Source organism: Megamonas funiformis (assembly GCF_010669225.1).
Taxonomy (GTDB): domain Bacteria; phylum Bacillota; class Negativicutes; order Selenomonadales; family Selenomonadaceae; genus Megamonas; species Megamonas funiformis.
The window spans coordinates 694,175-717,164 of the sequence record NZ_CP048627.1 but is presented as its reverse complement, the minus strand read 5'-3'; the positions used below and the strand labels follow the sequence as shown (position 1 = coordinate 717,164).

General features: G+C 30.8%; 24 protein-coding genes. 8 read left to right on the top strand and 16 right to left on the bottom strand.

What is annotated here, in order from left to right; translation table 11 throughout:
• Nucleotides 1-34: 34 nt before the first annotated feature.
• The gene (locus GXM21_RS03520; RefSeq protein WP_008538524.1) at nt 35-1,255 is read right to left on the bottom strand and encodes a class I SAM-dependent rRNA methyltransferase; all 1,221 of its coding nucleotides are present in this window, start codon (nt 1,253-1,255) and stop codon (nt 35-37) included.
• A gap of 131 nt (nt 1,256-1,386) precedes the next feature.
• Between GXM21_RS03520 and GXM21_RS03515 the strand changes: the two genes are divergently transcribed.
• From GXM21_RS03515 to GXM21_RS03480, 8 genes are all read left to right on the top strand, one after another.
• Nucleotides 1,387-1,833 carry a GNAT family N-acetyltransferase gene (locus GXM21_RS03515; RefSeq protein ID WP_008538525.1) on the top strand — a complete coding sequence of 149 codons (447 nt, stop codon included), beginning with the start codon at nt 1,387-1,389 and terminating at the stop codon, nt 1,831-1,833.
• A 164-nt stretch (nt 1,834-1,997) separates the two neighbouring features.
• Entirely contained in the window at nt 1,998-2,756 is a 759-nt protein-coding gene (locus GXM21_RS03510) for a class I SAM-dependent methyltransferase (protein WP_008538526.1), read from the top strand.
• Between the two features lie 29 nt (nt 2,757-2,785).
• A complete protein-coding gene (locus GXM21_RS03505) occupies nt 2,786-3,523 on the top strand; it encodes a class I SAM-dependent methyltransferase (protein WP_008538527.1) in 738 nt (245 codons plus the stop codon).
• A gap of 46 nt (nt 3,524-3,569) precedes the next feature.
• Nucleotides 3,570-4,505 (top strand): ABC transporter permease, encoded by a 936-nt coding sequence (locus GXM21_RS03500; RefSeq protein WP_008538528.1) that lies wholly within the window; start codon nt 3,570-3,572, stop codon nt 4,503-4,505.
• A 1-nt stretch (nt 4,506) separates the two neighbouring features.
• A complete protein-coding gene (nikC, locus tag GXM21_RS03495) occupies nt 4,507-5,316 on the top strand; it encodes a nickel transporter permease (RefSeq protein WP_008538529.1) in 810 nt (269 codons plus the stop codon).
• A 19-nt stretch (nt 5,317-5,335) separates the two neighbouring features.
• Nucleotides 5,336-6,877: an ABC transporter substrate-binding protein gene (locus tag GXM21_RS03490; protein WP_008538530.1), complete on the top strand. Its 1,542-nt coding sequence runs from the start codon at nt 5,336-5,338 to the stop codon at nt 6,875-6,877.
• Nucleotides 6,878-6,895: 18 nt separating this feature from the next.
• Nucleotides 6,896-7,669, top strand: a complete 774-nt coding sequence (locus GXM21_RS03485; RefSeq protein ID WP_008538531.1) for an ATP-binding cassette domain-containing protein — start codon at nt 6,896-6,898, stop codon at nt 7,667-7,669.
• A gap of 20 nt (nt 7,670-7,689) precedes the next feature.
• The gene (locus GXM21_RS03480; RefSeq protein WP_008538532.1) at nt 7,690-8,445 is read left to right on the top strand and encodes an ABC transporter ATP-binding protein; all 756 of its coding nucleotides are present in this window, start codon (nt 7,690-7,692) and stop codon (nt 8,443-8,445) included.
• Nucleotides 8,446-8,540: 95 nt separating this feature from the next.
• Here GXM21_RS03480 and GXM21_RS03475 read toward each other — a convergent pair whose 3' ends face one another.
• The 15 genes from GXM21_RS03475 to GXM21_RS03405 all read right to left on the bottom strand — a co-directional run bounded on the left by GXM21_RS03475 (nt 8,541) and on the right by GXM21_RS03405 (nt 22,989).
• Nucleotides 8,541-10,049 carry an IMP dehydrogenase gene (locus tag GXM21_RS03475; RefSeq protein ID WP_008538533.1) on the bottom strand — a complete coding sequence of 503 codons (1,509 nt, stop codon included), beginning with the start codon at nt 10,047-10,049 and terminating at the stop codon, nt 8,541-8,543.
• 161 nt (nt 10,050-10,210) lie between these two features.
• Nucleotides 10,211-12,040 (bottom strand): glutamine--fructose-6-phosphate transaminase (isomerizing), encoded by a 1,830-nt coding sequence (glmS, locus tag GXM21_RS03470; protein ID WP_008538534.1) that lies wholly within the window; start codon nt 12,038-12,040, stop codon nt 10,211-10,213.
• A 347-nt stretch (nt 12,041-12,387) separates the two neighbouring features.
• Entirely contained in the window at nt 12,388-13,737 is a 1,350-nt protein-coding gene (gene glmM, locus GXM21_RS03465; protein WP_008538535.1) for a phosphoglucosamine mutase, read from the bottom strand.
• An 18-nt stretch (nt 13,738-13,755) separates the two neighbouring features.
• Nucleotides 13,756-15,357, bottom strand: a complete 1,602-nt coding sequence (locus GXM21_RS03460) for an NAD(P)/FAD-dependent oxidoreductase (protein ID WP_008538536.1) — start codon at nt 15,355-15,357, stop codon at nt 13,756-13,758.
• A 30-nt stretch (nt 15,358-15,387) separates the two neighbouring features.
• Nucleotides 15,388-16,335, bottom strand: a complete 948-nt coding sequence (locus tag GXM21_RS03455) for a CdaR family protein (protein WP_008538537.1) — start codon at nt 16,333-16,335, stop codon at nt 15,388-15,390.
• A complete protein-coding gene (gene cdaA, locus GXM21_RS03450) occupies nt 16,332-17,153 on the bottom strand; it encodes a diadenylate cyclase CdaA (protein ID WP_008538539.1) in 822 nt (273 codons plus the stop codon). The genes GXM21_RS03455 and cdaA overlap by 4 nt, the downstream gene beginning before the upstream one ends.
• 93 nt (nt 17,154-17,246) lie before the next feature.
• Nucleotides 17,247-17,681 carry a type 4a pilus biogenesis protein PilO gene (gene pilO, locus GXM21_RS03445; protein ID WP_244263870.1) on the bottom strand — a complete coding sequence of 145 codons (435 nt, stop codon included), beginning with the start codon at nt 17,679-17,681 and terminating at the stop codon, nt 17,247-17,249.
• A gap of 88 nt (nt 17,682-17,769) precedes the next feature.
• Nucleotides 17,770-18,858 carry a PilN domain-containing protein gene (locus GXM21_RS03440; protein ID WP_244263878.1) on the bottom strand — a complete coding sequence of 363 codons (1,089 nt, stop codon included), beginning with the start codon at nt 18,856-18,858 and terminating at the stop codon, nt 17,770-17,772.
• A gap of 97 nt (nt 18,859-18,955) precedes the next feature.
• Nucleotides 18,956-19,405 carry a hypothetical protein gene (locus GXM21_RS03435; RefSeq protein WP_008538542.1) on the bottom strand — a complete coding sequence of 150 codons (450 nt, stop codon included), beginning with the start codon at nt 19,403-19,405 and terminating at the stop codon, nt 18,956-18,958.
• Nucleotides 19,406-19,441: 36 nt separating this feature from the next.
• Complete coding sequence (locus tag GXM21_RS03430; protein WP_008538543.1) at nt 19,442-20,050, bottom strand: hypothetical protein; 609 nt, start codon at nt 20,048-20,050, stop codon at nt 19,442-19,444.
• A complete protein-coding gene (locus tag GXM21_RS03425) occupies nt 19,992-20,366 on the bottom strand; it encodes a hypothetical protein (RefSeq protein WP_008538544.1) in 375 nt (124 codons plus the stop codon). The genes GXM21_RS03430 and GXM21_RS03425 overlap by 59 nt, the downstream gene beginning before the upstream one ends.
• Complete coding sequence (locus GXM21_RS03420) at nt 20,363-20,806, bottom strand: hypothetical protein (RefSeq protein ID WP_008538545.1); 444 nt, start codon at nt 20,804-20,806, stop codon at nt 20,363-20,365. The genes GXM21_RS03425 and GXM21_RS03420 overlap by 4 nt, the downstream gene beginning before the upstream one ends.
• Nucleotides 20,807-20,812: 6 nt before the next feature.
• Nucleotides 20,813-21,286 carry a prepilin peptidase gene (locus GXM21_RS03415; protein WP_008538546.1) on the bottom strand — a complete coding sequence of 158 codons (474 nt, stop codon included), beginning with the start codon at nt 21,284-21,286 and terminating at the stop codon, nt 20,813-20,815.
• A 42-nt stretch (nt 21,287-21,328) separates the two neighbouring features.
• Nucleotides 21,329-21,733, bottom strand: coding sequence for a prepilin-type N-terminal cleavage/methylation domain-containing protein (locus tag GXM21_RS03410; protein ID WP_008538547.1), 405 nt, complete (start codon nt 21,731-21,733; stop codon nt 21,329-21,331).
• Between the two features lie 32 nt (nt 21,734-21,765).
• Entirely contained in the window at nt 21,766-22,989 is a 1,224-nt protein-coding gene (locus GXM21_RS03405) for a type II secretion system F family protein (RefSeq protein ID WP_008538548.1), read from the bottom strand.
• Nucleotide 22,990 lies beyond the last annotated feature (1 nt).

The following is a 22,990-nucleotide window of genomic DNA, read 5'->3' as shown; positions in this document are numbered from 1 at the left end:
AGGCAAATATCAAAAATATTTGCCTCTCTTCTAACTATACGATCTGGAATAAATAGAATTTAAGATAATAAGTTTCTGGGATACCAAATACAATTGGGTGGTCAGGAGATTGTTGACGTGCTTCTATCTGACGAAGTGTTACTTTTGCATCACTTGCTGCTTCATTTAACATTTTTAAGAATAAATCTTCTTTCATGAAATGAGAGCAAGAACAAGTTGCTAAATATCCGCCACGTGGCAATAATTTCATTGCACGTAAATTAATATCTTTATATCCACGATAAGCATTTGTTACAGTCGCATGAGATTTTGTAAATGCTGGTGGGTCTAAGATAATAAAATCATAATCTTTATTTTTTTCTTCGATAAGTTTTGTTAATAAATTAAATACATCAGCTTTAATCGCTTTAGCATTATCAAGCCCATTCATTTCAATATTTTTAGTAGTCATATCTACTGCTTCTTGAGAAATATCTACAGCTGTTACAGATAATGCACCACCACTAGCAGCATTTAAAGCAAATGCTCCTGTATGAGTAAAGCAATCTAATACTTTTCTGCCTTTTGCCAAATGAGCTACGGCTCTACGATTGTATTTTTGGTCTAAGAAAAAGCCTGTTTTTTGTCCGTTTTCTACATCAACATTATATTTAATATTATTTTCAGTGATGACTAAAGTTGTATGTTCCTTACTTTCATCTAATAATGGATGTTTATAAAATCCTTTGTATTCTTCCATACCTTCAAGTTTGCGGATTTTAACATCATTGCGTTCATAAAAGCAATTTATTTCTTCGCCATATTCACGCATGATTTCAATTACTTTACTAAAAATAACATCTTTGCGAACTTCGATACCTAAAGATAAAACTTGTGCTACTAATACATCTTCAAAACGGTCAATTGTAAGCCCAGGGAAACTATCTGCTTCACCAAAAATCAAACGACAGCAGTTGAAGTCTTCACCCATTACTTGACGGCGATAATCAATAGCATAACGTACGCGACGTTCCCAAAATGCTTCATCAAACTTATCATTAGCATTTGTGGAAATAATTCTTATGCGAATTTTAGAATTATCATTAATAAAACCTGTACCAAGGTATTTGCCTTTATTTGTAAGTACATCAACTAAATCGCCATTTTCATAAGTGCCATCGATGTCGATTACTTCATCACCAAAAACCCATGGATGACCATGTTTTACAGAACGTTCTCCTTTTGGTGTAATTTTTATTTTTGTAAATTCTCTCATTTTCTTCGTCCTTTTCTTTAAAACTACAAATAAAATATTATGCTCTATTATATCAATTCTTATGAAAGCCTTCAAATATAATCTATAATAAATTAAAATATATTTATCACTTTAGCGAAAGGAGTTTCATTATGTATCTAAAGGAAATAGAGTATTCTTTGCGAAATGAAACACTCATACATAAATTGACAATTATTTGGCAAAAATCAGTTGAAGCTACACATTTATTTCTTTCTCCTCAAGATATAAAAGATATTTTACCTCAAGTAGTCATAGGATTAAAACAAATTCCGATTTTACTCGTATCATTTACAGATGATGATGAGCCTATCGGTTTTGCTGGAATTGCTGACGATAAATTAGAGATGTTATTTTTAAGTCCTGATTCTTTTCAACAGGGTATCGGCTATAAAATGATTTCCACAGCCATACAAGATTATCAAATTAAATATGTTGATGTAAATGAACAAAATCCTAAAGCTCTAAAATTTTATTTGCGACAAGGTTTTACTATTTTTAAACGTTCACCTTTAGATAGTGATAACCGCCCCTTCCCCATATTACATCTAAAAAAATAAATCTAAGCTATAAAGAAAATCTTTCCTAGCCCTGTATTTTCAAGGAATAATCTTCTTTATAGCTTTTTTCATTTTTCGCTTATTTATATCCCCTAGTAGAGCTTGTGGCTAAATATTTATCGTTTTATACTAATTTACATAATCATACAATGGTGAGGATAATTATGACAAAATTATTACAAGAAATACAAACTTATTGGACAAATCGTGCCGAAGGATATTCTCAAGTCAATCAAGGCGAATTACATAGTGAACAAAAACATAAATGGCAACAAACTTTATTACAATACATTCCCTTTAAAGCCAATAAAAATATAAAAATCTTAGATATTGGCACTGGCCCAGGCTTTTTTGCTATTATTTTAGCTCAATTAGGTTTTGATATCACAGCCATTGATTACACTGAACAAATGCTTTTAGAAGCTAAACAAAATGCAGGTAAACTCAGTGAACAAATCGACTTTCAACAGATGGACGCTCAGAATTTAAACTTTCCTGATAAAAAATTTGACGTCATCGTTACACGCAATCTGACATGGAATTTAGAAAATCCGCAACAAGCTTATAGTGAATGGTATCGCGTCTTGAAAAAAGATGGCGTTTTATTAAATTTTGATGCTAATTGGTACAACCATTTATTTGATGAGCAAAAAAGGCAAGCTTATGAAGAAGATAGAAAAATAGTTGCCAAAGCTCACATAGACGACCACTATACTTGCACCGATATTGATGCCATGGAAAATATCGCCAGACAAGTTCCTTTGAGCGGTATAAATCGACCTGATTGGGATAGAGAAATTTTAACTAAAATCGGTTTTACTACGATAAATATTATTCCAGACATCTGGCAACAAGTATGGAGCGATGAAGAAAAATTAAATTATGCTTCTACACCAATGTTTTTAATTAAAGCAATCAAGTAATCTAAATCAATATTAAATGGGGAATTTTTATGGAAACAAAAATCAAAGATAGAATTGTTAATTATTGGACAAAACGCAGTGAAAATTTTGCTCAATTGCGACAAGAAGAATTGCATAGTTATATGTCTGAATTATGGCTCACTGAAATCACTAAATATTTACCACAAAGACCTTGCAAAATTCTTGATGTAGGCACTGGCAGTGGTTTCTTTGCTCAATTATTGGCTAAACATCATCATGAGGTTGATGGTATTGATTTAACGCACTCAATGATTGAACAAGCTAAATTATCTCTAAAACAATTATCCGATTATAATTCTAAAATAAACTTTCAAGTGATGGACGCTGAAAATCTTTATTTTGCGGATAATACTTTTGATGTCGTCATCTCTAGAAATCTCACATGGACTTTGCCCAATCCACAAAAAGCTTATAGCGAATGGTATCGCGTATTAAAACCACAGGGAATTTTATTAAATTTTGATGCCGATTATGGCAATGAGCAATTTTATCAAACTAAAATAGAAAATCTACCTCTAAATCATGCTCACCGCCAAGTGAAACCAACACTTATGCAAGAATGTGATTTAATCAAAAATAGTTTAGAAATATCTTCAAAAATACGTCCTGATTGGGATTTACGCATTTTAAAACAACTTCAATTCAAAGATGTATTTGCTGATACAAATATCGGTCAACGTATTTACAAACATCAAGATAAATTCTATAATCCTGCTCCTGTATTTTTAATCTACGCACAAAAATAAATTAATTATTTACTATTATTCTATTTATATTTTATATGGGAAAATCATGAAAAAATATATACTACATCGTTTACTTTATTTAATACCTATTTTATTAGGTATTACTTTATTCACTTTTATTTTATTACATTCAACTAATGATATTGTCGATATCATGGAACTAAATCGTGGAGTCGTTTATTCAGAAGCCACTAAAACACAAATTCGCCAAGATTTAGGCTTAGACCAGCCGATATTTATTCAATATGTAAATTGGCTATTATCCATATTATCTGGCAATATGGGAACTTCTTATCTTTCTGGAAAAGATGTTTCTTCTCTGTTTTTTGATAAATTGCCACAAACTTTATATTTAACATTTAGCTCTATCTTATTGACTCTATTGATATCTTTGCCACTTGGTATTTTATCAGCGATTAAACAAAATAAGATAATTGATTATATTATTCGCCTATTTAGCTTTATCGGCAATTCCTTACCTGGATTTGTAGTGGCTTTGATTTTAATTTATATTTTCTCCGTACAATTAAAATTAATTCCTGTTTTAATTGATAATAATTTTATCGGTCTTATTTTGCCTTCCATAGCACTTGCCCTGCCTATGAGTGCAAAATATATCCGCCAAATCCGCATTGTAGTCATTGAGCAACTTCATCAAGATTATGTACGCTGTGCTAAAGCTCGTGGTTTAAAATTATCTACAATTTTAATTCACAGTATTTTAAAAATGATTACACTTCCACTTTTAACGCTTATTTGTCTATCTATTGGTTCACTTTTAGGTGGTAGTGCCATCATTGAAACTATTTTCCGCTGGGACGGTGTCGGCAAATTGGCTATTGACGCTATCAACCTTCGCGATTATCCCATCGTTTTAGCATATGTATTTTATCTCTCTCTTATCTATATGTTTATCAATCTGATTGCAGATATCTTATATCATTATTTAGATCCTAGAATAAAACAACAATGGAAAGCTTAATATGAATACTAATTTTAAATTTTATTTATTAACTTGTGCTATTTGCATTTTACTATTCATCACTATCCTAGCACCATATATTGTACCGTTTGATCCCTATGAACAAAACTTGGCCAATACACTACAAGCACCTAATACCATACACTTACTCGGTACGGATAAATATGGTCGCGATATCTTTTCTCGCATCTTAATTGGTGCTCAAACGACTATTTTTTCTTCATTATTTCTCGTCATTATATCAAGTGTTTTCGGTTCTTTAATCGGTGTTATCTGTGGTTATTTTGGCAAAAACTTAGACAATCTTTTAATGCGAATCACAGATATTTTTCTTGCTTTTCCGGGAATTATCTTTGCTATCGCTTTAGTTGGTATTTTAGGTGGTAGTATTTTCAATGCCATACTGGCACTTTCATTGATTTCCTGGCCCAAATTTGCACTGCTTGCTCGCAGTCAAACTTTAGTTTTAAAAAATTCTCTATTTATTAAAGCAAGCATTATCAATGGTTCTAGTGATTTCAAAATTATCTACAAACATATTTTACCTAATATATTACCCATTTTACTCACTACGGCCACTTTGAATATCGGTACTATGATTATGGAAATTGCTGGTCTATCTTTTTTAGGCTTAGGTGCTATGCCTCCATCAGCAGAATGGGGTGCCATGATGAGCAGTGGTCGTATTTTTTTACAAATTGCTCCATGGATGATTTTAGCTCCTGCTGCTGCTATTTTTCTCACAGTATTACTATTTAATCTATTTGCTGATGTACTTAATGATAAACTAGATCCTAAACAATTATCCTAAAATAAAATAGGAGGTTTTCATGTCTTTTTCTAAAGTCCTAGCATTATGTTTATTTTTAATAAGTTTTTATTTAACAGGTTGTACTTCCGATAACACTACTTCTTCCACAGAAAAAGTATTTCATTTTGGCACTACTGCCTATGGTATTGAAATGGGCAATACTGGTCTAAATCCACACCATGATTATTCCGGCTGGTCAGCAGTCCGCTATGGTGTTGGCGAGACCTTATTTAAATTTAATGATAAAATGCAACTTGAACCATGGCTGGCTAAAAGCTATGAACAATTAGATGATTATACTGTAAAAATCACTTTAAAAGATAATATTAAATTTTCTAGTGGTAGAGCCTTAGATGGTCAAGCTGTCAAAGAATGTCTAGAAGATTTAATCAAAAATCATGACAGAGCTCCTTTTGATTTAAAAATTGCTTCAATCACAGCTGATGGTCAAGATATCATCATTAAATCACAAGAAAAAGTACCTGCTCTTTTAAATTATCTCAGCGATCCTTATGGTGCCATTATCGATATGCAATATGGCATTACTGCTGATAATAATGTAGCTGGCACTGGCCCCTTTGTCGCTACTAAAGTATCAGATAAACAAATTGAACTTGTAAAAAATCCTAATTACTGGAACGGCAATGTAGCCATGGATAAAGTAATTATAACTGAAGTAATAGATGGCGATACGCTCACTATGGCATTACAAACTGGAGAATTTGATGCTGTCCAAGGGCTTCCTTATGCTAATTTAGATTTATTCCAAAATAATCCTGATTATCATGTGAGTTCAATAGCTACTTCTCGCTGTTTTTTTGCCCAAATAAACTATAATAATCCTATACTTCAAGATTATAATATTCGCAAAGCTATAGCTATGAGTTTAGATAAACAAGGTTTTACGCATAATCTACTCCAAGATAATGGCTCTATAGCCATTGGTGCTTTCCCAGATAATTTCACCTTTGGTGGCGACAAATTACAAACTGTAAATTACAATCCAATAGAAGCTAAAGAGCTATTAGCCCAAGCTGGCTGGGTAGATAATGATGGTGATGGCTATGTTGATAAAAATGGACAAAAACTCATACTTCGCTGGCTGACTTATCCTGGTCGCCAAGAATTGCCCTTGCTTGCAGAAATCGCTCAAGCCAATCTAAAAACTATCGGCATTGACTTAAAAATCAACAATACTATCAATCAACAAGAATTTTTAGCTAGTGGAAACTGGGATATCTATGCCAGTGCCTTTGTAACTGCACCGACTGGCGATCCAGAATATTTCTTCACTACACATTGTCTCCAAAATTCAGCCAAAAATCGTGGTAAATATTATAACGATAAATTAGAAATCTTAGCGCAAAAATTGCATAATGAATTCGATAGTCAAAAACGAGCTGACTTAGCAGTGCAGATGCAACAGATTTTATTAAATGATTATGGCTTTATCTTCGCTTCTCATTTAAAAATGTCTTTTGTCTCTAAGTCCAAGGTCATAAATTTTGTAGCTCATCCTAGTGATTATTATGAAATCACTGCCGATTTAGACTTTAAATAATAAATAGGTAGGTCAATCATGTCCTTATTAACTATTCAAGATTTAACTATTTCCCATAATAAACAAAATATCTTAAATAACATCAATCTAAAATTAAATACTGCTGAAATAATTGGAATTGCTGGCGGTTCTGGCTCTGGAAAAAGTACTTTATTAAACAGCATTTTACATCTATTGCCCCAAGATTTTAATATTCAAGGTGAAATCCATTGGCAAGATAAAAATTTATATGACTTAAAAACAAAACAATTAACTCATATCTATGGTAAAGAAATCGCCTTTATTTCACAAAATCCGCAAACGTTTTTTTGCCCTGTCCGCACTATTAAAAGTCAATTCATTGAAACCATATCTGCACATCAAAAAATCACAGCTGATGAAATCATCTCTCAAACATTAGATATTTTTACCAAAATAGGTTTAAATGACGGCAAAAATATTTTAAATGCCTATCCCTTTATGTTATCTGGTGGCATGAACCAACGCATTAATATCGCCCTTACAATGATGTTAAAACCTCAGTTATTAATTGCTGATGAGCCTACTTCTGCTTTAGATGTCATGTCCCAAGCTAAAGTTTTGCAAGAATTATTATTGATGAAACAAAAATTAAATACGAGCATTTTATTCGTATCTCACAATTTAAAAGTTTTAGCTAAAATAGCAGATAAAATCATCATCATGCACCAAGGCAAAATAATTGAACAAAATCCCACAAAAATTCTTTTAGCCAATCCTCAAGAAGGTTACACTAAAAAATTATTACAAGCCGTTATCACACTAAAAAAATAAACACCTAAAGAGGTGCTTTCATGCAAGAAATTTTAAAAGTCATTAATTTGACTAAAAACTATCTAAAAAATGACCATGACTTTAAAGCTTTAGATGATATAAACTTCACCTTGAAAAAAGGTGATAGCCTTGCCATTGTCGGCGAAAGTGGCTGTGGCAAATCTACATTAGCCAATATTTTAATAAGACTTGAAACGCCAACTACAGGAGAAGTATTATTTAAAGATAAAAATATCCATCAATATTCTAGACAAGAATTGAAACAATTTTATCGCCAAGTACAAATGGTCTTTCAATTACCTCAAGAATCATTTAATCCACGTCAACGTCTAGGCGATAGTATTATTGAGCCACTCCTCAATATTGGTACAAACAAAGCTCAAGCAAAACAAATTTTAGATGATTTATTAACTAAAGTAGCTTTACCCTTGGAGATAAAAAATAAATATCCTCATCAAATAAGTGGTGGTCAATGTCAGCGTTGTGCTATAGCTAGGGCTATTTCTATTAAACCTCAAGTTTTAATCTGTGATGAAATAACATCTGCCTTAGATACGATAACGCAAATGGAAATCTTGAATTTACTATTAAAACTTCGCCAAGAACTAGATTTAAGCATTATTTTTATCTCTCATGATTTAGCTTTAGTCCAAAAATTATGTAATAAAATATTGATTATGTATCAAGGAAAAATCATTGAACGAGGATTAACCTCAGAAGTTCTAAAAAATCCCCAAGAAGAATACACAAAAGAATTAATTAATATTTGTAGTTAAAACAAATATATAAAACAAAAAGATTGCACTAGAAAATCTTCTAATGCAATCTTTTTTTATTTACCACAATAATAATCAATCAAAATTAATTAAAATCAGTCATTACCTCTGAATTTATCTTTAAGAATAACGTCATGTGAACCGCCTTCTACGATACTTGTTGCAGAAACTAATGTGAGTTTTGCTTTGTCTTGGAATTCTTTGATGTTTAATGCACCACAGTTGCACATTGTAGAACGCATTTTGCTAAGAGTTAACATAACGTTATCATGTAATGGTCCTGCATATGGAACGTAGGAATCAACACCTTCTTCGAAGGATAATTTTTTATCTCCACCGAGGTCATAACGTTGCCAGTTACGAGCACGATTAGAACCTTCGCCCCAATATTCTTTTAAGTAAGTACCATTGATACGAACTTTATTTGTTGGGCTTTCATCAAAGCGGGAGAAATAACGTCCGAGCATGAGGAAATCTGCACCCATAGCTAATGCAAGAGTCATATGATAGTCATGTACAATACCACCATCAGAACATACAGGAATATAAATACCTGTTTCTTTATAATATTCATCACGAGCTTCAACTACATCAATTAAAGCTGTAGCCTGTCCACGACCAATACCTTTTGTTTCACGAGTGATACAGATAGAACCACCACCGATACCAACTTTTACGAAGTCAGCACCTGCTTCAGCTAAGAAACGGAAACCCTCTCTATCTACTACGTTACCAGCACCAACTTTTACATCTTCGCCGAAGTTTTCATGAATATATTTTAATGTTATTCTTTGCCATTCAGAAAAACCTTCAGAAGAGTCGATACAAAGTACATCAGCACCAGCTTTTAAAAGTGCAGGAACGCGTTCTGCATAATCACGAGTGTTGATACCAGCACCTACTAAATAACGTTTATTGTTATCTGTAAGTTCTAATGCATGTTCTTTGTTATCTGTATAATCTTTTCTAAATACCATGTAGCGTAAACGTTGATTTTTATCAACAAGAGGTAACATATTTAATTTATGTTGCCAAATGAGGTCATTTGCCATAGACAATGTAGTAGTATCTGCATCAGCATAGATTAATTTGTTAAATGGAGTCATGAAAGTTTCAACTTTTGTATCCATGCTCATACGACTAACACGATAATCACGGCTAGTAACAATACCTACTAATTTTCCTGTTGGTGTACCATCTTCAGTAACAGCCATTGTAGAATGTCCAGTTTTAGCTTTTAATGCTAATACTTCGCCTAAAGTAGTAGAAGGCATAATATTAGAATCACTACTTACAAAACCAGATTTATAATTTTTTACACGACTAACCATTGCGGCTTGGTCTTCAATGCTTTGAGAACCGTAAATAAAGGAAATACCGCCTTCTTTTGCAAGTGCAATAGCCATTGTATCATTAGATACAGCCTGCATGATAGCGGAAGTCATTGGAACATTAAGCTTTATTTTTGGTTCTTCACCTTTTCTGAATTTTACAAGTGGAGTTTCAAGAGAAACATTTGCAGGAATGCATTTTTCAGAAGAATAACCTGGAACTAATAAATATTCCCCAAAAGTATGAGATGCTTCTTTAAAATAATATGCCACGACAATACCTCTTTCCTTATTTTTTATAGTACTAGTATAACGCAAAATAAAATGTAATAAAAGTATTTTCTAGATAATAGTATTATTTTTCTTATTTGTCAACTACTATTAAACAAAATTAATAAAAACGGCTGCAATTTCTACAGCCGTTTTACACTTTTTTATTCTACTGTTACAGATTTAGCAAGATTACGAGGTTTATCTACATCACAACCACGAGTAATTGCTGCATAATAAGCAAGTAATTGTAAAGGTACTACAGTTAAAAGTGGAATTAATAATTCATCTGTAGCTGGAACTTTAATTACATGGTCTACATATTTTTCAAGTTCATTATCATCTTCAGCTGCAATACCAATCATAACTGCATCACGAGCTTTTACTTCTTTAATATTGCTTAAAGTTTTTTCATATACACTTTTTTGAGTTGCAAGAGCAATAACAGGCACACCAGATTCAATCAATGCAAGTGTTCCATGTTTTAATTCACCAGCTGCATATGCTTCAGCATGAATATAGGAAATTTCTTTTAATTTTAAAGAACCTTCAAGTGCTACATTATAGTCTAAAGAACGACCAATATAGAATACATCATTGTTAAATGCATAATTTTTAGCAAAAGTTTTGATTGGTTCTACATCTTCTAAAGTACGATTTATTTCATCTGGAAGTAAACGAAGCTGTGTTAAAAGTTCGTGAGTTCTTTCAGTTGTAATAGTGCCTTTTAAGCCAGAAACATACATAGCAAATAAGAACATTGTTACAAGCTGAGTTGTATATGCTTTTGTAGAAGCTACAGCGATTTCTGGACCAGCCCATGTGTACATTACCTGATCAGCTTCACGAGCTATAGAAGAACCTACTACGTTTGTAATAGCTAAAGTTTTTGCACCAAGGCGTTTGGATTCTTTAAGTGCTGCAAGTGTATCACTTGTTTCACCAGACTGACTGATAACAATTGTAAGTGTGTGTTCATCAATGATTGGATCACGATATCTAAATTCAGAAGCAATATCAATTTCTACTGGTATACGAGCTAATTTTTCAATGTAATATTTACCTACAAGACCAGCATGATAAGCTGTACCACAAGCTACAATATAGATTTTATTAAAGTTTTCTACATATTCTTTAGTCCATTTTAATTCATCTAAAACAACTTGTGTATTTTCTTTATTGATACGTGGAGAAATTGTATCTCTTACTGCTTTTGGCTGTTCATGAATTTCTTTTAACATGAAATGTTCATATCCGCCTTTTTCAGCAGCTTCAGCATTCCAATTTACTTCAAATACTTTTTTAGTGATAGGATTGCCTTTTCTATCTGTTACCCAAATGCTATCTTTTTTAACTACTGCAATTTCGCCATCATTCATGATATAAGTACGACGAGTATAAGCAATAATAGCAGGGATATCAGAAGCTATAAAGTTTTCACCTTCACCTAAACCGATTACTAGTGGATTATCTTTTTTAGTACAAATAAGTGTATCTGGATAATCTTGGCACATGAAAGCAAGAGAATAAGAACCTTCAATTCTATTCAATACTTTATTTACAGCTTCTACAAAATCGCCTTCATAAACATCTTCGATTAAATGAGCTACAACTTCAGTATCTGTTTCAGAAACAAATTTATGTCCTTTAGCTATTAATTCTTCTTTTAAAGACATAAAGTTTTCGATAATACCATTGTGTACAATAGCAAATTTACCAGAACAATCTGTATGTGGATGAGAATTCACATCAGATGGACGTCCATGAGTTGCCCATCTAGTATGACCAATACCCATTACACCTTCAGGAGTATTATTTTTGATTTTTTCTTTTAATGCAGCTAAGCGACCAACAGATTTTGCCACATTAATTTTTTCACCATCAAAAACAGCAATACCAGCAGAGTCATATCCTCTATATTCTAATTTTGTTAATCCATCAATTAAAAAATTAGCTGCCTGTTTTTCACCAACATAACCTACAATACCGCACATAAAAATATGCCTCCTAAAATTAAATTATTAAATTTTTGAAGATATATTTTCTGTATAAATCTTTTGCTGTATTGTCCTTTTAATCACTTAAAAGTTTTGCCAGCTACTATCGACTAGATTAAGCCGAGAAGCATCCGCTGATATTTTCGACGACTTCTTCCTCGTACTCTATTTCATAAATATAAAACAGAGCCAGCGCTAAAGTTTATATAAACCCTTTTATTATCTTTATATACAGAACTATATCAAAAAAGCATGCACAAAATTATTTCATCTTTGTGCATGCTCATATTTTAATTATAACTTATGATTTTGTCAATAGAAATAAAATAAATATATTTTTCTATTTATCCTTGCTGAGCTTTTACTACATCAGCAATTTTATAGCAGATTTCTTCCAATTCTTTTTGGTCAGGGCCTTCAGCCATTACACGAATTAAAGGTTCTGTACCAGATGGACGTACTAAAATACGACCATTTTCACCTAATTGTTGTTTGCCTTCTTCAATAGAAGCTTTTATAGCTTCATTATCTTCCCAACCATCTTTAGTAGCTACTTTTACATTTACTAAAAGCTGTGGATAACTTGTCATGATTTTTGTAATTGCAGAAGCTTTATGTCTTGTACGTTTTAAATAAGATAATACTTGAAGTGCTGTAACAGGGCCATCACCAGTAGTAGAAAAATCTGTGAAGATAATATGACCAGATTGTTCTCCGCCTAAGTTATAGCCATTAGCAAGCATATTTTCTAATACATATCTATCGCCTACAGCTGTGATTTCTGTACGTCCGCCATTTTCTTTAATAGCTTTATGGAAACCGATATTTGCCATAACTGTAGTAACTACAGTATTATCTTTTAATTTGCCTTTGCCCATCATATAAATAGCACAAGCTGCAATCATATGGTCGCCATCGATGAATTCACCATTTTCATCAATACATAAACATCTATCAGCATCACCATCATGAGCAATACCAATATCTGCTTTATGTTCTTTTACAGCTTCCATCAAAGATTCTAAATGTGTTGAACCGCAATTGTCGTTGATATTGATACCGTTTGGTTTATCGTGAATTACGATTACATCTGCACCTAAACGACGTAAAATTTTTGGCATAGCTTCATAAGCTGCACCATTTGCGCAGTCTAAAACAATTTTCATACCTTCTAATTCGATATCAGTAGTTTTAGTTACAAAAGATACATATTCATCCAATAAATCATGACGATAAACTACATTACCAATTTTGTCATCTGTTGGACGATATAAATTATCATTATTTTCAATTTCATGTACTAATGCTTCGATTTCATCTTCTACAGCATCTGGTAATTTATAACCATCGCCACCAAAGAATTTAATACCATTATCATGGAATGGATTGTGAGAAGCAGAAATTACAATACCTGCATCAGCTTTATGTTTGCGAGCTAAATAAGCTACAGCTGGAGTTGGCATTACACCTGTTAACACTACATTACCACCAGCAGAACAAATCCCTGCAGATAAAGCTGCTTCATACATTGGACCAGATAAGCGAGTATCTCTACCAATATAGATTGTGCAAGCTTCGCCATCTTTCTTTGTAAAATAAATGGCAGCAGCACGTCCTAAGTTATAAGCTAATTCTGGTGTTAATTCAACATTTGCCTTACCTCTAACACCGTCAGTTCCAAACATTCTAGCCATAAAATAAACCCCTCTCAATTATTCTATAATATTTTCTATATAAGCATAAGCTGCATTTACGCCATCAACGGCAGCACTCATTATACCGCCAGCGTATCCAGCACCTTCGCCTATAGGATATAACCCTTTTATATTTTCAGACATATATGTTTGTCTGTTGCGGATAATTCTACATGGTGCAGAAGAACGCATTTCTACCCCAGTCATCACCACATGTTCACCTGCAAAACCTGGAATTTTCTTATCAAAATTAGGTAATGCTTCAGCCAACATCTGCGTTGTAAAATCTGGTAAACATTCGCGTAAATTGCAAATCTTTACTCCCGGTTTATACGTTGGTTCTACTAAAAAATTATCATCACTTACTTTATCTTTTAAGAAATCGCCAACCGTTTGCACTGGTGCATGATAATTTCTACCGCCACAAATATATGCCATTTCTTCATAATGACGTTGAAAAGCAATGCCATCTAAGACATTATGACCAAAATCATCTGGCGTTACATTGACGAGCAGAGCACTATTTGCAATACCAGAATTACGTTTATAATTACTCATACCATTTACAACGACTCTGCCTAACTCTGAAGCGGCAGCTACTACTTGACCACCTGGGCACATACAAAAAGAATATACACTTCTACCTTTTTGGCGATTATTATAAGTCAATGAATAATCTGCTACTGGCAATAATTCACTTTTATAATCTTCACCATATTGAGCTTTATCAATTAAATCTTGCGGATGTTCTATACGGACACCAATTGCAAAAGGTTTCGCTTCCATGGATATTCCCTTAGAATATAACAATTCATACGTATCTCTTGCACTATGACCAATACCTAAAAATACATCACTTGCTGTGAATTTTTCTTTATGGTTGATTTCAACTCCACAGATTTTATCATCTTTTATTATAAAATCTGTAACTTGTGAATTAAAGAAAATTTCTCCGCCTAAAGCTTTTATTTTTTCACGAATATTTTTTACAATAATGCGCAAAATATCTGTACCGATATGTGGTTTATGCAAATATTTTATTTCTGGTGGTGCTCCAGCTTCTACAAAAGCTTCTAACACATCTGTAATCTTATTATCATTGATACGAGTTGTTAATTTGCCATCAGAAAAAGTTCCTGCTCCACCTTCGCCAAATTGTACATTGGAATTTTCTTTTAATTGTCCACCTTGCCAAAATTTTTCAATATCTTGATGTCTAGTATCCACATCACTTCCACGTTCAAAAATAAGTGGTCGATATCCATTTTTAGCTAAAACTAACGCCGAAAACATTCCCGCAGGGCCAAAACCAATTACTATCGGTCTAGATGTTTTACTTTTTTGACAATTAATTTTATCTGCTTTTTTTGTAATTACAATTTCTACATTCTTGTCTTTTTTTAATCTAGCTAAAACTTTATTTTCTGCAATATTAACTTTCACATCTAATATATACACAAAATAAATAGGAGCTCCCTTATACCTTCTAGCATCAATCCCCTTACGAACAATTACCACCTCATCAATATGTTGAGGTGGTAACTTTAATCGTTTTGCAACTAAATCATTTATCGGAGATTGGTCATTAAATGGTACATTAAAATTTTTAATTCTTATCATTTAACAAACCTACTTCATCTTATTTTAACTTTATTTATTTGTTTTATTATCAGTTTTATTTTCTTTTGTTTCTATTTCTATCCATACAGTTACTTCCTGATTAGGAACATTTATATCTTCTGGCACAATTAAATTAACTGTTTGTTTCGTCGATTTTGTAACATTTGCCAAAGATATATTTTCTGTGGATAAATAAGTCATATTGCCAATAATATCAGGATTACCACTAACTTCTATTTTTTCAGGCTCTACCTTCACTGATTTTAAGATATAACCCATTGGCAAATCAGACATCAATGTCGGTTTTATATCGATAATTTTTTTGTTTAAACCTTTAGCCAAAATAATGGAAACATCTACTGTTTTAGGTAATAGTTTAACGCCTTCCACTTCTTTATCTTTATCATTAACTGCAATAAGTGGCACTGTTACACTAAAGTTTTCATTATTTCCATTTACACCAATATAACCTACTGCCGCTGTTACTTTATTTAAAATGCTAACAGGGCCTTCAATTGTTATATTCTGTAAAGACTGTTCTACACTTGCTACCACTTTGCCATTACCTGGAATACCAGATAAATTCAAGCGAACAGGTACTTCTTTTTGCTCAATTTTATCAACATTTATAGATACTTTTGTTGGACCTGCTGAAATCAATTCAAAACCACTAGGTAAAACCGTCTGTATCTGTAAATCATGAATTCCATTTTCCACACCATTTAAATCTACATAAGCTCTAAAGCTAGATGTTTCTACATTTGAAAATAGCGAACGTGGTGCACGCACTTTCAATTTTACTTCTTCAACATCTTTGGATATTTGATATCCTTCTGGTGCATTAACTATTCCAATTGGCACTGTATAAGTATTTTCAATCTGCGGATTTTGGTCATTCATTACAAAAATCCAGCAACCTATGGCAACTATAAGTGCTAAACATTTTTCTGGAAGATTTTTTCTAAAAAAACTTATCATTTTTTTTGCCTCCATTTCAAGACAGCTTCTTTTAAGGTTGTCTTTCTTGGTGAAAATATTGGCATCAAATATTGTTTTAACTGTTCAGAATCTAAATGACGATATATTCTACCTGCTTCAGCCACAGAAATTGTTCCTGTCTCTTCACTGACAATAACAACTACAGCATCACATTGTTCTGATAAACCTATAGCTGCACGATGGCGAGTTCCAAGCTCTGTGCTCAATGACCTATCATCAGTAAGTGGCAATAAACAACCTGCCGCAATCAAACGATTACCGCGTATAATGGCTGCTCCATCGTGTAGTGGAGTGTTTGGGATGAATACATTTAGTAAAAATTCAGCACTAACAATCCCATCAATTTTTATTCCACTTGCACAAATATCATTTAAACCCATATTGCGCTCAAGTACAATCAATGCTCCTGTTTTTGTAGATGATAATTTTGTAACAGCCTTATCCAATTCTGATACTAACGAACAAGCTTCTTCATAGTTCAACAACATTGAACGTTTGAAAAATCCACCTTCACCTATATGCTCTAAAGCACGTCGCAATTCTGGTTGAAATACAATTGGCAATGCTACAAATAATAAAGTAACAATTTTTTGTAATAACCAGTTTATAACATGCAATTCAAGCCAACTAGTAATAATCGCTAAAAGTAATAATATCAATAAACCTCTTGTCAAGGTTATCGCTCGTGTATTTTCTAACATTTTATACACTCGATATAAAATAAATGCCACAATTAAAATATCAAAGACATCTAATATGCCTATAGTTTTTATAAGACCTTCTAGCTGTATCAACATATAGATTACTACTCCCATCTATATTAAGTATAAAATTTAAATATAAAAATATTCTATTTAATTATAACAGATTTTATTTATCTTTATCTATTATTAATTATTCGCATAAATTTGTAAAGTTAATTTCGCATTTATCGTATTATTTTGTATAAAAATATTGCTATCTTGTATACTTACCAATCTACTATTTAAATTCAATTGATGTAAAAAATCAACTATAGCAAAATAATCACCTTGCAATACAAGTTCTATTTCTTCCTGCTTTAAATTATCTTGCGTACTCTTATTTTTAGGCATCATTTTTATGATATTCACTGATGAATATTTTGCCATATCATTCAACTGCAATAAAAACTTTTCTTCATCTATCTCTTGCGGTATTTTTTCTGCCAATAAATTTAAATTAAAATTTATCTTTTCTCTATAACTATCTATATTTTTATTTTTTGCCATAAAATCATAATAACTTACCAATTCTTCTTGTTGTTGATTTTTTTCAGTATTTAATATATCTATTTTAGAACTCACTATATTTCCTAAAAAAAATAGTATCATTATCCATAGACTAATGATACTTATGCAAATAATTAAATGTTTATAATCTTTATATTTCATTTTACCTCATCACTATCTTCATCGTAAAATCCAATAAATTATCTTCCGTATTAATCTTTATCTCTCCAATTTCACTCGTTTGGAAAAATCTTATTTCTGATAATTTCTCTTTATATACAGCTATACTTTGATAATTTCTCGCTCGTCCCTTTAGAAAAATTTCTCCATCTTTTATCTTCAAATCAGTTAAAGCCACATCATCTACTGTATTTGCACCTAAATTAATTAAAATAGCATATATATTCACTGATTTTTCTTCTAAATTCTGTACTAACTTTTGTTTATCTTTAATTAAAGCTTCTTGTTGTTTTAACTGCTCTATATCATCTATATCATTTTGTACTAAAGTTATTTCTTCTTTTATATTTTGTTCCTGTCTTTCAGCTTGATAATATTTTGTAATTATATAACCACCTAAACAACAACTACAAGATAATAAAATAGTTATCAACAATAAATATATATTTTGCCAATTTAAATAACTCAACTGTTGTCTTTTAGGCAAAAATTCTTGATATTGTCGCTGTAAAAAGCATACTAAAATTTTACTTATCACGTCAAAATCTTCTATTTCAGCCAATAATTCTCTATCTATTTGTAGCTCACAATTAAAAATATCGCTTCGTTTTTCTACTCTATACCTTTTTATATATTCATCTTCTGCTATCACATCTATTTTTATATCATTTTGACAAAACACACTATATAAATTAAGATTTTGTTCTTTTGCCAATTGTTGCCATAAATCCACTAAATTCTTATTGATTAAATTCACTTTTAAATTATAATTTTCTTTTTCATCTTTTAATGTATATGTATAATAATACTCTTCTAACTTTATATCTTCCTGTAACTCCCAATACAAGGCTTTTTTTATTTCCGACAAAGGCATACGAGGAAAACTATAATGTAAAATCTGATGTTTTTGCTCAGCAAAATTTATCACTAAATATTTTATATTTTCTCGTTCTTGTTCCTTATAAAATCTATATAAAATCTCTTGATAAAAATTAATATCTTCATTATTTTTCTGAATTTTTTCCGCATAAAAATGAATGATTTGCCATCTATCATCAGTTATTTGCTGCACTGTCAGCAAAGAAAGTTTATCTTCTTCTATATAAGCAAATATAAACTTAGCAAAATCTCTTATATATAATTTTCTTCCTATTTTCTTTAACTCTCTTTTAACGTTCCCAACGCTGTACAATGCAATCATCATCTTTCTTTTGTAAATAAATACAATTTGGATTTGTGATATCTTCTAAACTACTTTCTACAATTAATTTGTATATGTCTTGATTATATGTCTGCATTAAATATGCTTTTATCTTTACAGATTTTTTCATCTGTTTATCTGTTACTGTCTTTTCATCTACTATAATAGCTTTATCAAATTCATCTTTACCTTGTGCCTTCATGCAATCATCTTGCCATTTTTCTTTATCGTATTTATATATATCAATTAAATTTAAACTTTCACTTATTGTATAATTTTTAGTCTGCATATTCATTTTTAATATTTCTAAACTATCATTTTCTGTAAGACTTAATCTATAAATATACAAAGAAAAAACAGCCATTAAACTCAAAACAATCAGCATAGAAATACTTATCATACCATCTTCTTTGTTCATGATTAAACCCTCATTTTTCTTCAATTATTTCTTCGATTAAGGCTCTACATTATCCATTATTTTTGCATTTCGCTGTAAAACCACTGTAGTGAGTTTAAATTCTTGATTAGTTCTATAAGTTTTACCAGTTACATCTAATTGATACAAATTATCATCAATTTTACGACAACTGTAACTTATATTGTCATTACCAAAATAATTTTCGCTATTTAATGGCTGTTTAGCTCGAATAGTATATATATCATTATTCAATTTGGATATTTCACAACGATAAATAATCGCTCCTTCTTTGCGAAAGCCGATGTATTTTTCCATATCATCAGAATTAGCTGTAGCCCTTCTTTTTGTCGCAATAATTAAAGTTTCTTTATGCGCAAAATCTATCTGGTCTATGATTTCATCAGCATAAGTAATTTCTGTTGCCATATTCTCCAAAATATTTTTCGTCTGTTCTTGCAATATCCAATTGTCAATATAGTTAAAGATACTACTGCTAATGGCTTGCACTATGACTAAAATAGCAATTATTAAACTAAAAATTAACGGTAAAATTATCAATGCATTACCTACAATAAAGCCTTGTTGTTCATTTAATAGCTTCTCTTTTAATTTCTCTTTCTTGATATTCCATCTCTTCTTGATCATGATAATGCCAGCTTATTTCAATACTGATTTCATTTATATCACCTTGAAAATTTTCTTTTTGTTTTATCATATATTTCATACCATTGCATTCTATTTGATTAGGAATAATATTTGCTTTTTGTTCTTCCATGAGATTTAAATATCCTTGTGCTAAATATATCGCTGTCATTCTATAACCATTGTTTAACTGTTGATTTCTCAATATTCCCATACAAATATATATCATTGCTACACTAGATAATATAGCCATCAAAATCAATAATTCTATATGCAAAAATCCATTTTCATCTTTATTTAAATTTTGCCACATATTCATGATGAGTCCTCATAAGAATTTATTATACGTATCCTACCCACACGATTTATCACAATATATTTTGCTGTATTTCCACTATAAATTTTTATCGTTTTATTTGGCCAACTGTTGTATAAACTATTTTGGCGAAAAACATAAAAATTAGCATTATCATCAAAATCTATTTTTATATCATCAGGCAAATCATAAATCCTTTGTGCCGTATTTTCATTTAAATTCAATATATATTTATCTCTATAAATATAGCAATGTGGTCTAAAATCACTATCTTTCATATAATGATAATTTCTTGAACACTCCTGCACATTCATCAATATACTGACTAAATTAATTGCTTCATTATTGACCTTCTGTTCTTCACTGGCAAAATCAACAAATATCACACTCTGTGTAAACAATGCTATAATCCCTGTCATTATAATTAATTCTACATACCACATTTGCAATTAACCTATAAAACTAAGCCACAAATTTAAAATATCATCAGCTTCAAAAAAAGCTATAATATTTCCTAAAATAAGCATCGGTGCAAAAGATATCTTTTCTTTTTTACTCACTTTATTTATGTTCCTTAAATAAAAATAAATAGCCACTATTCCGCCAAAAATAAAACTTACATATATCGCCACTATACATTGAGGATAATTACACCATAAGGCTAAAACTAAAGCTAATTTCAAATCTCCTGCACCCATTAATTGCTTAGGGTAAAAATATATCACACAAAAGATAATTAAATTGATTAATAATGCATAGATTATTTTTTCTAAATCTATGTTAAAAATCATTAATCGAACAACTAATATTAACCCTAAATATAATAAACTCTTATTTTTTATCTTCAAAGTCTTAAAATCTACCCAAGCAATTTTGCCTAAATACATACAAACAATCAAATCATAAATAAAACTTGCTTCCATTTTATTACTTATCTCTTTTATATTTATCTCTAATTATGAATATTATTCACTAGTATTTTTACCAAATTCCATCCTAGTCTTTCCCATAAAAGTAGCATTTGTTTTATCTGAATTTAGACTATAATTTTCTCCTGTTTCATTAGAATTCAAAACGCCATTTACATATACATCTCCAGTAGGTGCCTTTATATTTTCTACATCAATATATTCATCTAAATCACTTATATCCTGTGGTGCTCTATTATTTTGGACTTTATACATTGCTATTGCTGTATCTAAAGATTGCAAATCAGCTTGTACTCTAGATGTATTTGCCATTGCTAAAGATTCATTAAATTTCGGTAGGGCTATTGCTGTCAAAATAGCAATAATTGCTACAACAATCATCATTTCAATCAAAGTAAAACCATCTTCACTTAGTTTTAGTTGTTCAATTTTATTCATCATTTTTATCATTCTTTCCCATAATAACTAAAAATTTATAAACCAATATTATTTACCAAATCAAATAAAGGCATAATAATAGCTATAATAAATACTCCCACAATAAAGCCCACGCTTATCATCAATATCGGCTCTAATAATTGCAAACATATCTTTATTGTATTATCTAATTCTTTTTCCCAAAAACTAACTAAATAAGATAATATATCTTTTAACATACCTGTTTTTTCGCCAATATCTATGAATTCTTGTAAAATATTTATACTCAACGAAACTTTAGCAAAAGCATCAGCTAATGAAAAACCTTGCTTTACTAAATTTTGCACCGTTTTTAAATTATCTTGTACTAATATATTGTGATTGCTATTTAACATAATGTTTAAAGCTTCATCTATACTGATACCACTTCCCAATAAAAAAATTAGCTGATTAACTATATTTACTAAATAAAACTTTCGCAAGAAATCACCAAATACAGGCAATTTTAATATATATTGCAAAAAAATTAATCTTAATTTATCTTTTTGCCCTACAAAAATAATAGCTATAAAAATCATTAATAATGATGCACATAATTTTATAAAATGAGACTTTATATTTAAACCTATAGATAAAATAGTTGCTGTTAAATAAGGTAAATCAATATGCATACGTTGAAAAATATCTGCAAATGCTGGAATGACTAAAAAAATCATCAACATAATTACTATTGCTAAAACGCACAATAAAAAAACTGGATAAATACATATTTGTCTCAATTTTTGTTTTAATTCATATTCTTTGGCTAAAAAAATACCTGTGTCTTTCAATGCCTCTGCTAATAAACCTGTATGTTCTGCTATATTTATTGAACTTATTAAATACGCAGGTAAATTAAAATTTTTTTGCCAAATAGCAGATAAATTTTCACCTTCATTCAAACCTATAATTGTTTTTTCTATAAAATTTTTTATATTTTTATCACGTAAATTATTCTTAACTATTTTTAAAGCCTCTATAATATCTATTCCTGACTCTAAAATAATTGACAATTGCTGGCAAAGTAAAATCACTTGTTTATTAGTAATCTTTTCATCTTTCCCTATGCTTTTTATATATTCTTTTATACTATAGATATCATTATTGTGTATGGCTATTATCAAATATTGTTCTCGCCTTAAATAATCAATCACCTCCAATTTATTATTTGCTACTAAAGAGCCTTTTATTAAATTGCCTTGTTGATAATCTCTTGCTATATAAAAAAATTTAGTCATCATC

Coding starts and splice junctions, on each gene's coding strand:
- GXM21_RS03480 (WP_008538532.1), top strand. CDS start 7,690: ATGCAAGAAATTTTAAAAGTCATTAATTTGACTAAAAACTATCTAAAA.
- GXM21_RS03515 (WP_008538525.1), top strand. CDS start 1,387: ATGTATCTAAAGGAAATAGAGTATTCTTTGCGAAATGAAACACTCATA.
- glmS (WP_008538534.1), bottom strand. CDS start 12,040: ATGTGCGGTATTGTAGGTTATGTTGGTGAAAAACAGGCAGCTAATTTT.
- glmM (WP_008538535.1), bottom strand. CDS start 13,737: ATGGCTAGAATGTTTGGAACTGACGGTGTTAGAGGTAAGGCAAATGTT.
- GXM21_RS03430 (WP_008538543.1), bottom strand. CDS start 20,050: ATGATCAAGAAGAGATGGAATATCAAGAAAGAGAAATTAAAAGAGAAG.
- GXM21_RS03510 (WP_008538526.1), top strand. CDS start 1,998: ATGACAAAATTATTACAAGAAATACAAACTTATTGGACAAATCGTGCC.
- GXM21_RS03415 (WP_008538546.1), bottom strand. CDS start 21,286: ATGGAAGCAAGTTTTATTTATGATTTGATTGTTTGTATGTATTTAGGC.
- GXM21_RS03410 (WP_008538547.1), bottom strand. CDS start 21,733: ATGATGAATAAAATTGAACAACTAAAACTAAGTGAAGATGGTTTTACT.
- GXM21_RS03435 (WP_008538542.1), bottom strand. CDS start 19,405: ATGAACAAAGAAGATGGTATGATAAGTATTTCTATGCTGATTGTTTTG.
- GXM21_RS03460 (WP_008538536.1), bottom strand. CDS start 15,357: ATGATAAGAATTAAAAATTTTAATGTACCATTTAATGACCAATCTCCG.
- GXM21_RS03500 (WP_008538528.1), top strand. CDS start 3,570: ATGAAAAAATATATACTACATCGTTTACTTTATTTAATACCTATTTTA.
- GXM21_RS03405 (WP_008538548.1), bottom strand. CDS start 22,989: ATGATGACTAAATTTTTTTATATAGCAAGAGATTATCAACAAGGCAAT.
- GXM21_RS03455 (WP_008538537.1), bottom strand. CDS start 16,335: ATGATAAGTTTTTTTAGAAAAAATCTTCCAGAAAAATGTTTAGCACTT.
- GXM21_RS03425 (WP_008538544.1), bottom strand. CDS start 20,366: ATGAATATGTGGCAAAATTTAAATAAAGATGAAAATGGATTTTTGCAT.
- GXM21_RS03505 (WP_008538527.1), top strand. CDS start 2,786: ATGGAAACAAAAATCAAAGATAGAATTGTTAATTATTGGACAAAACGC.
- GXM21_RS03485 (WP_008538531.1), top strand. CDS start 6,896: ATGTCCTTATTAACTATTCAAGATTTAACTATTTCCCATAATAAACAA.
- nikC (WP_008538529.1), top strand. CDS start 4,507: ATGAATACTAATTTTAAATTTTATTTATTAACTTGTGCTATTTGCATT.
- cdaA (WP_008538539.1), bottom strand. CDS start 17,153: ATGTTGATACAGCTAGAAGGTCTTATAAAAACTATAGGCATATTAGAT.
- GXM21_RS03490 (WP_008538530.1), top strand. CDS start 5,336: ATGTCTTTTTCTAAAGTCCTAGCATTATGTTTATTTTTAATAAGTTTT.
- GXM21_RS03420 (WP_008538545.1), bottom strand. CDS start 20,806: ATGTGGTATGTAGAATTAATTATAATGACAGGGATTATAGCATTGTTT.
- GXM21_RS03520 (WP_008538524.1), bottom strand. CDS start 1,255: ATGAGAGAATTTACAAAAATAAAAATTACACCAAAAGGAGAACGTTCT.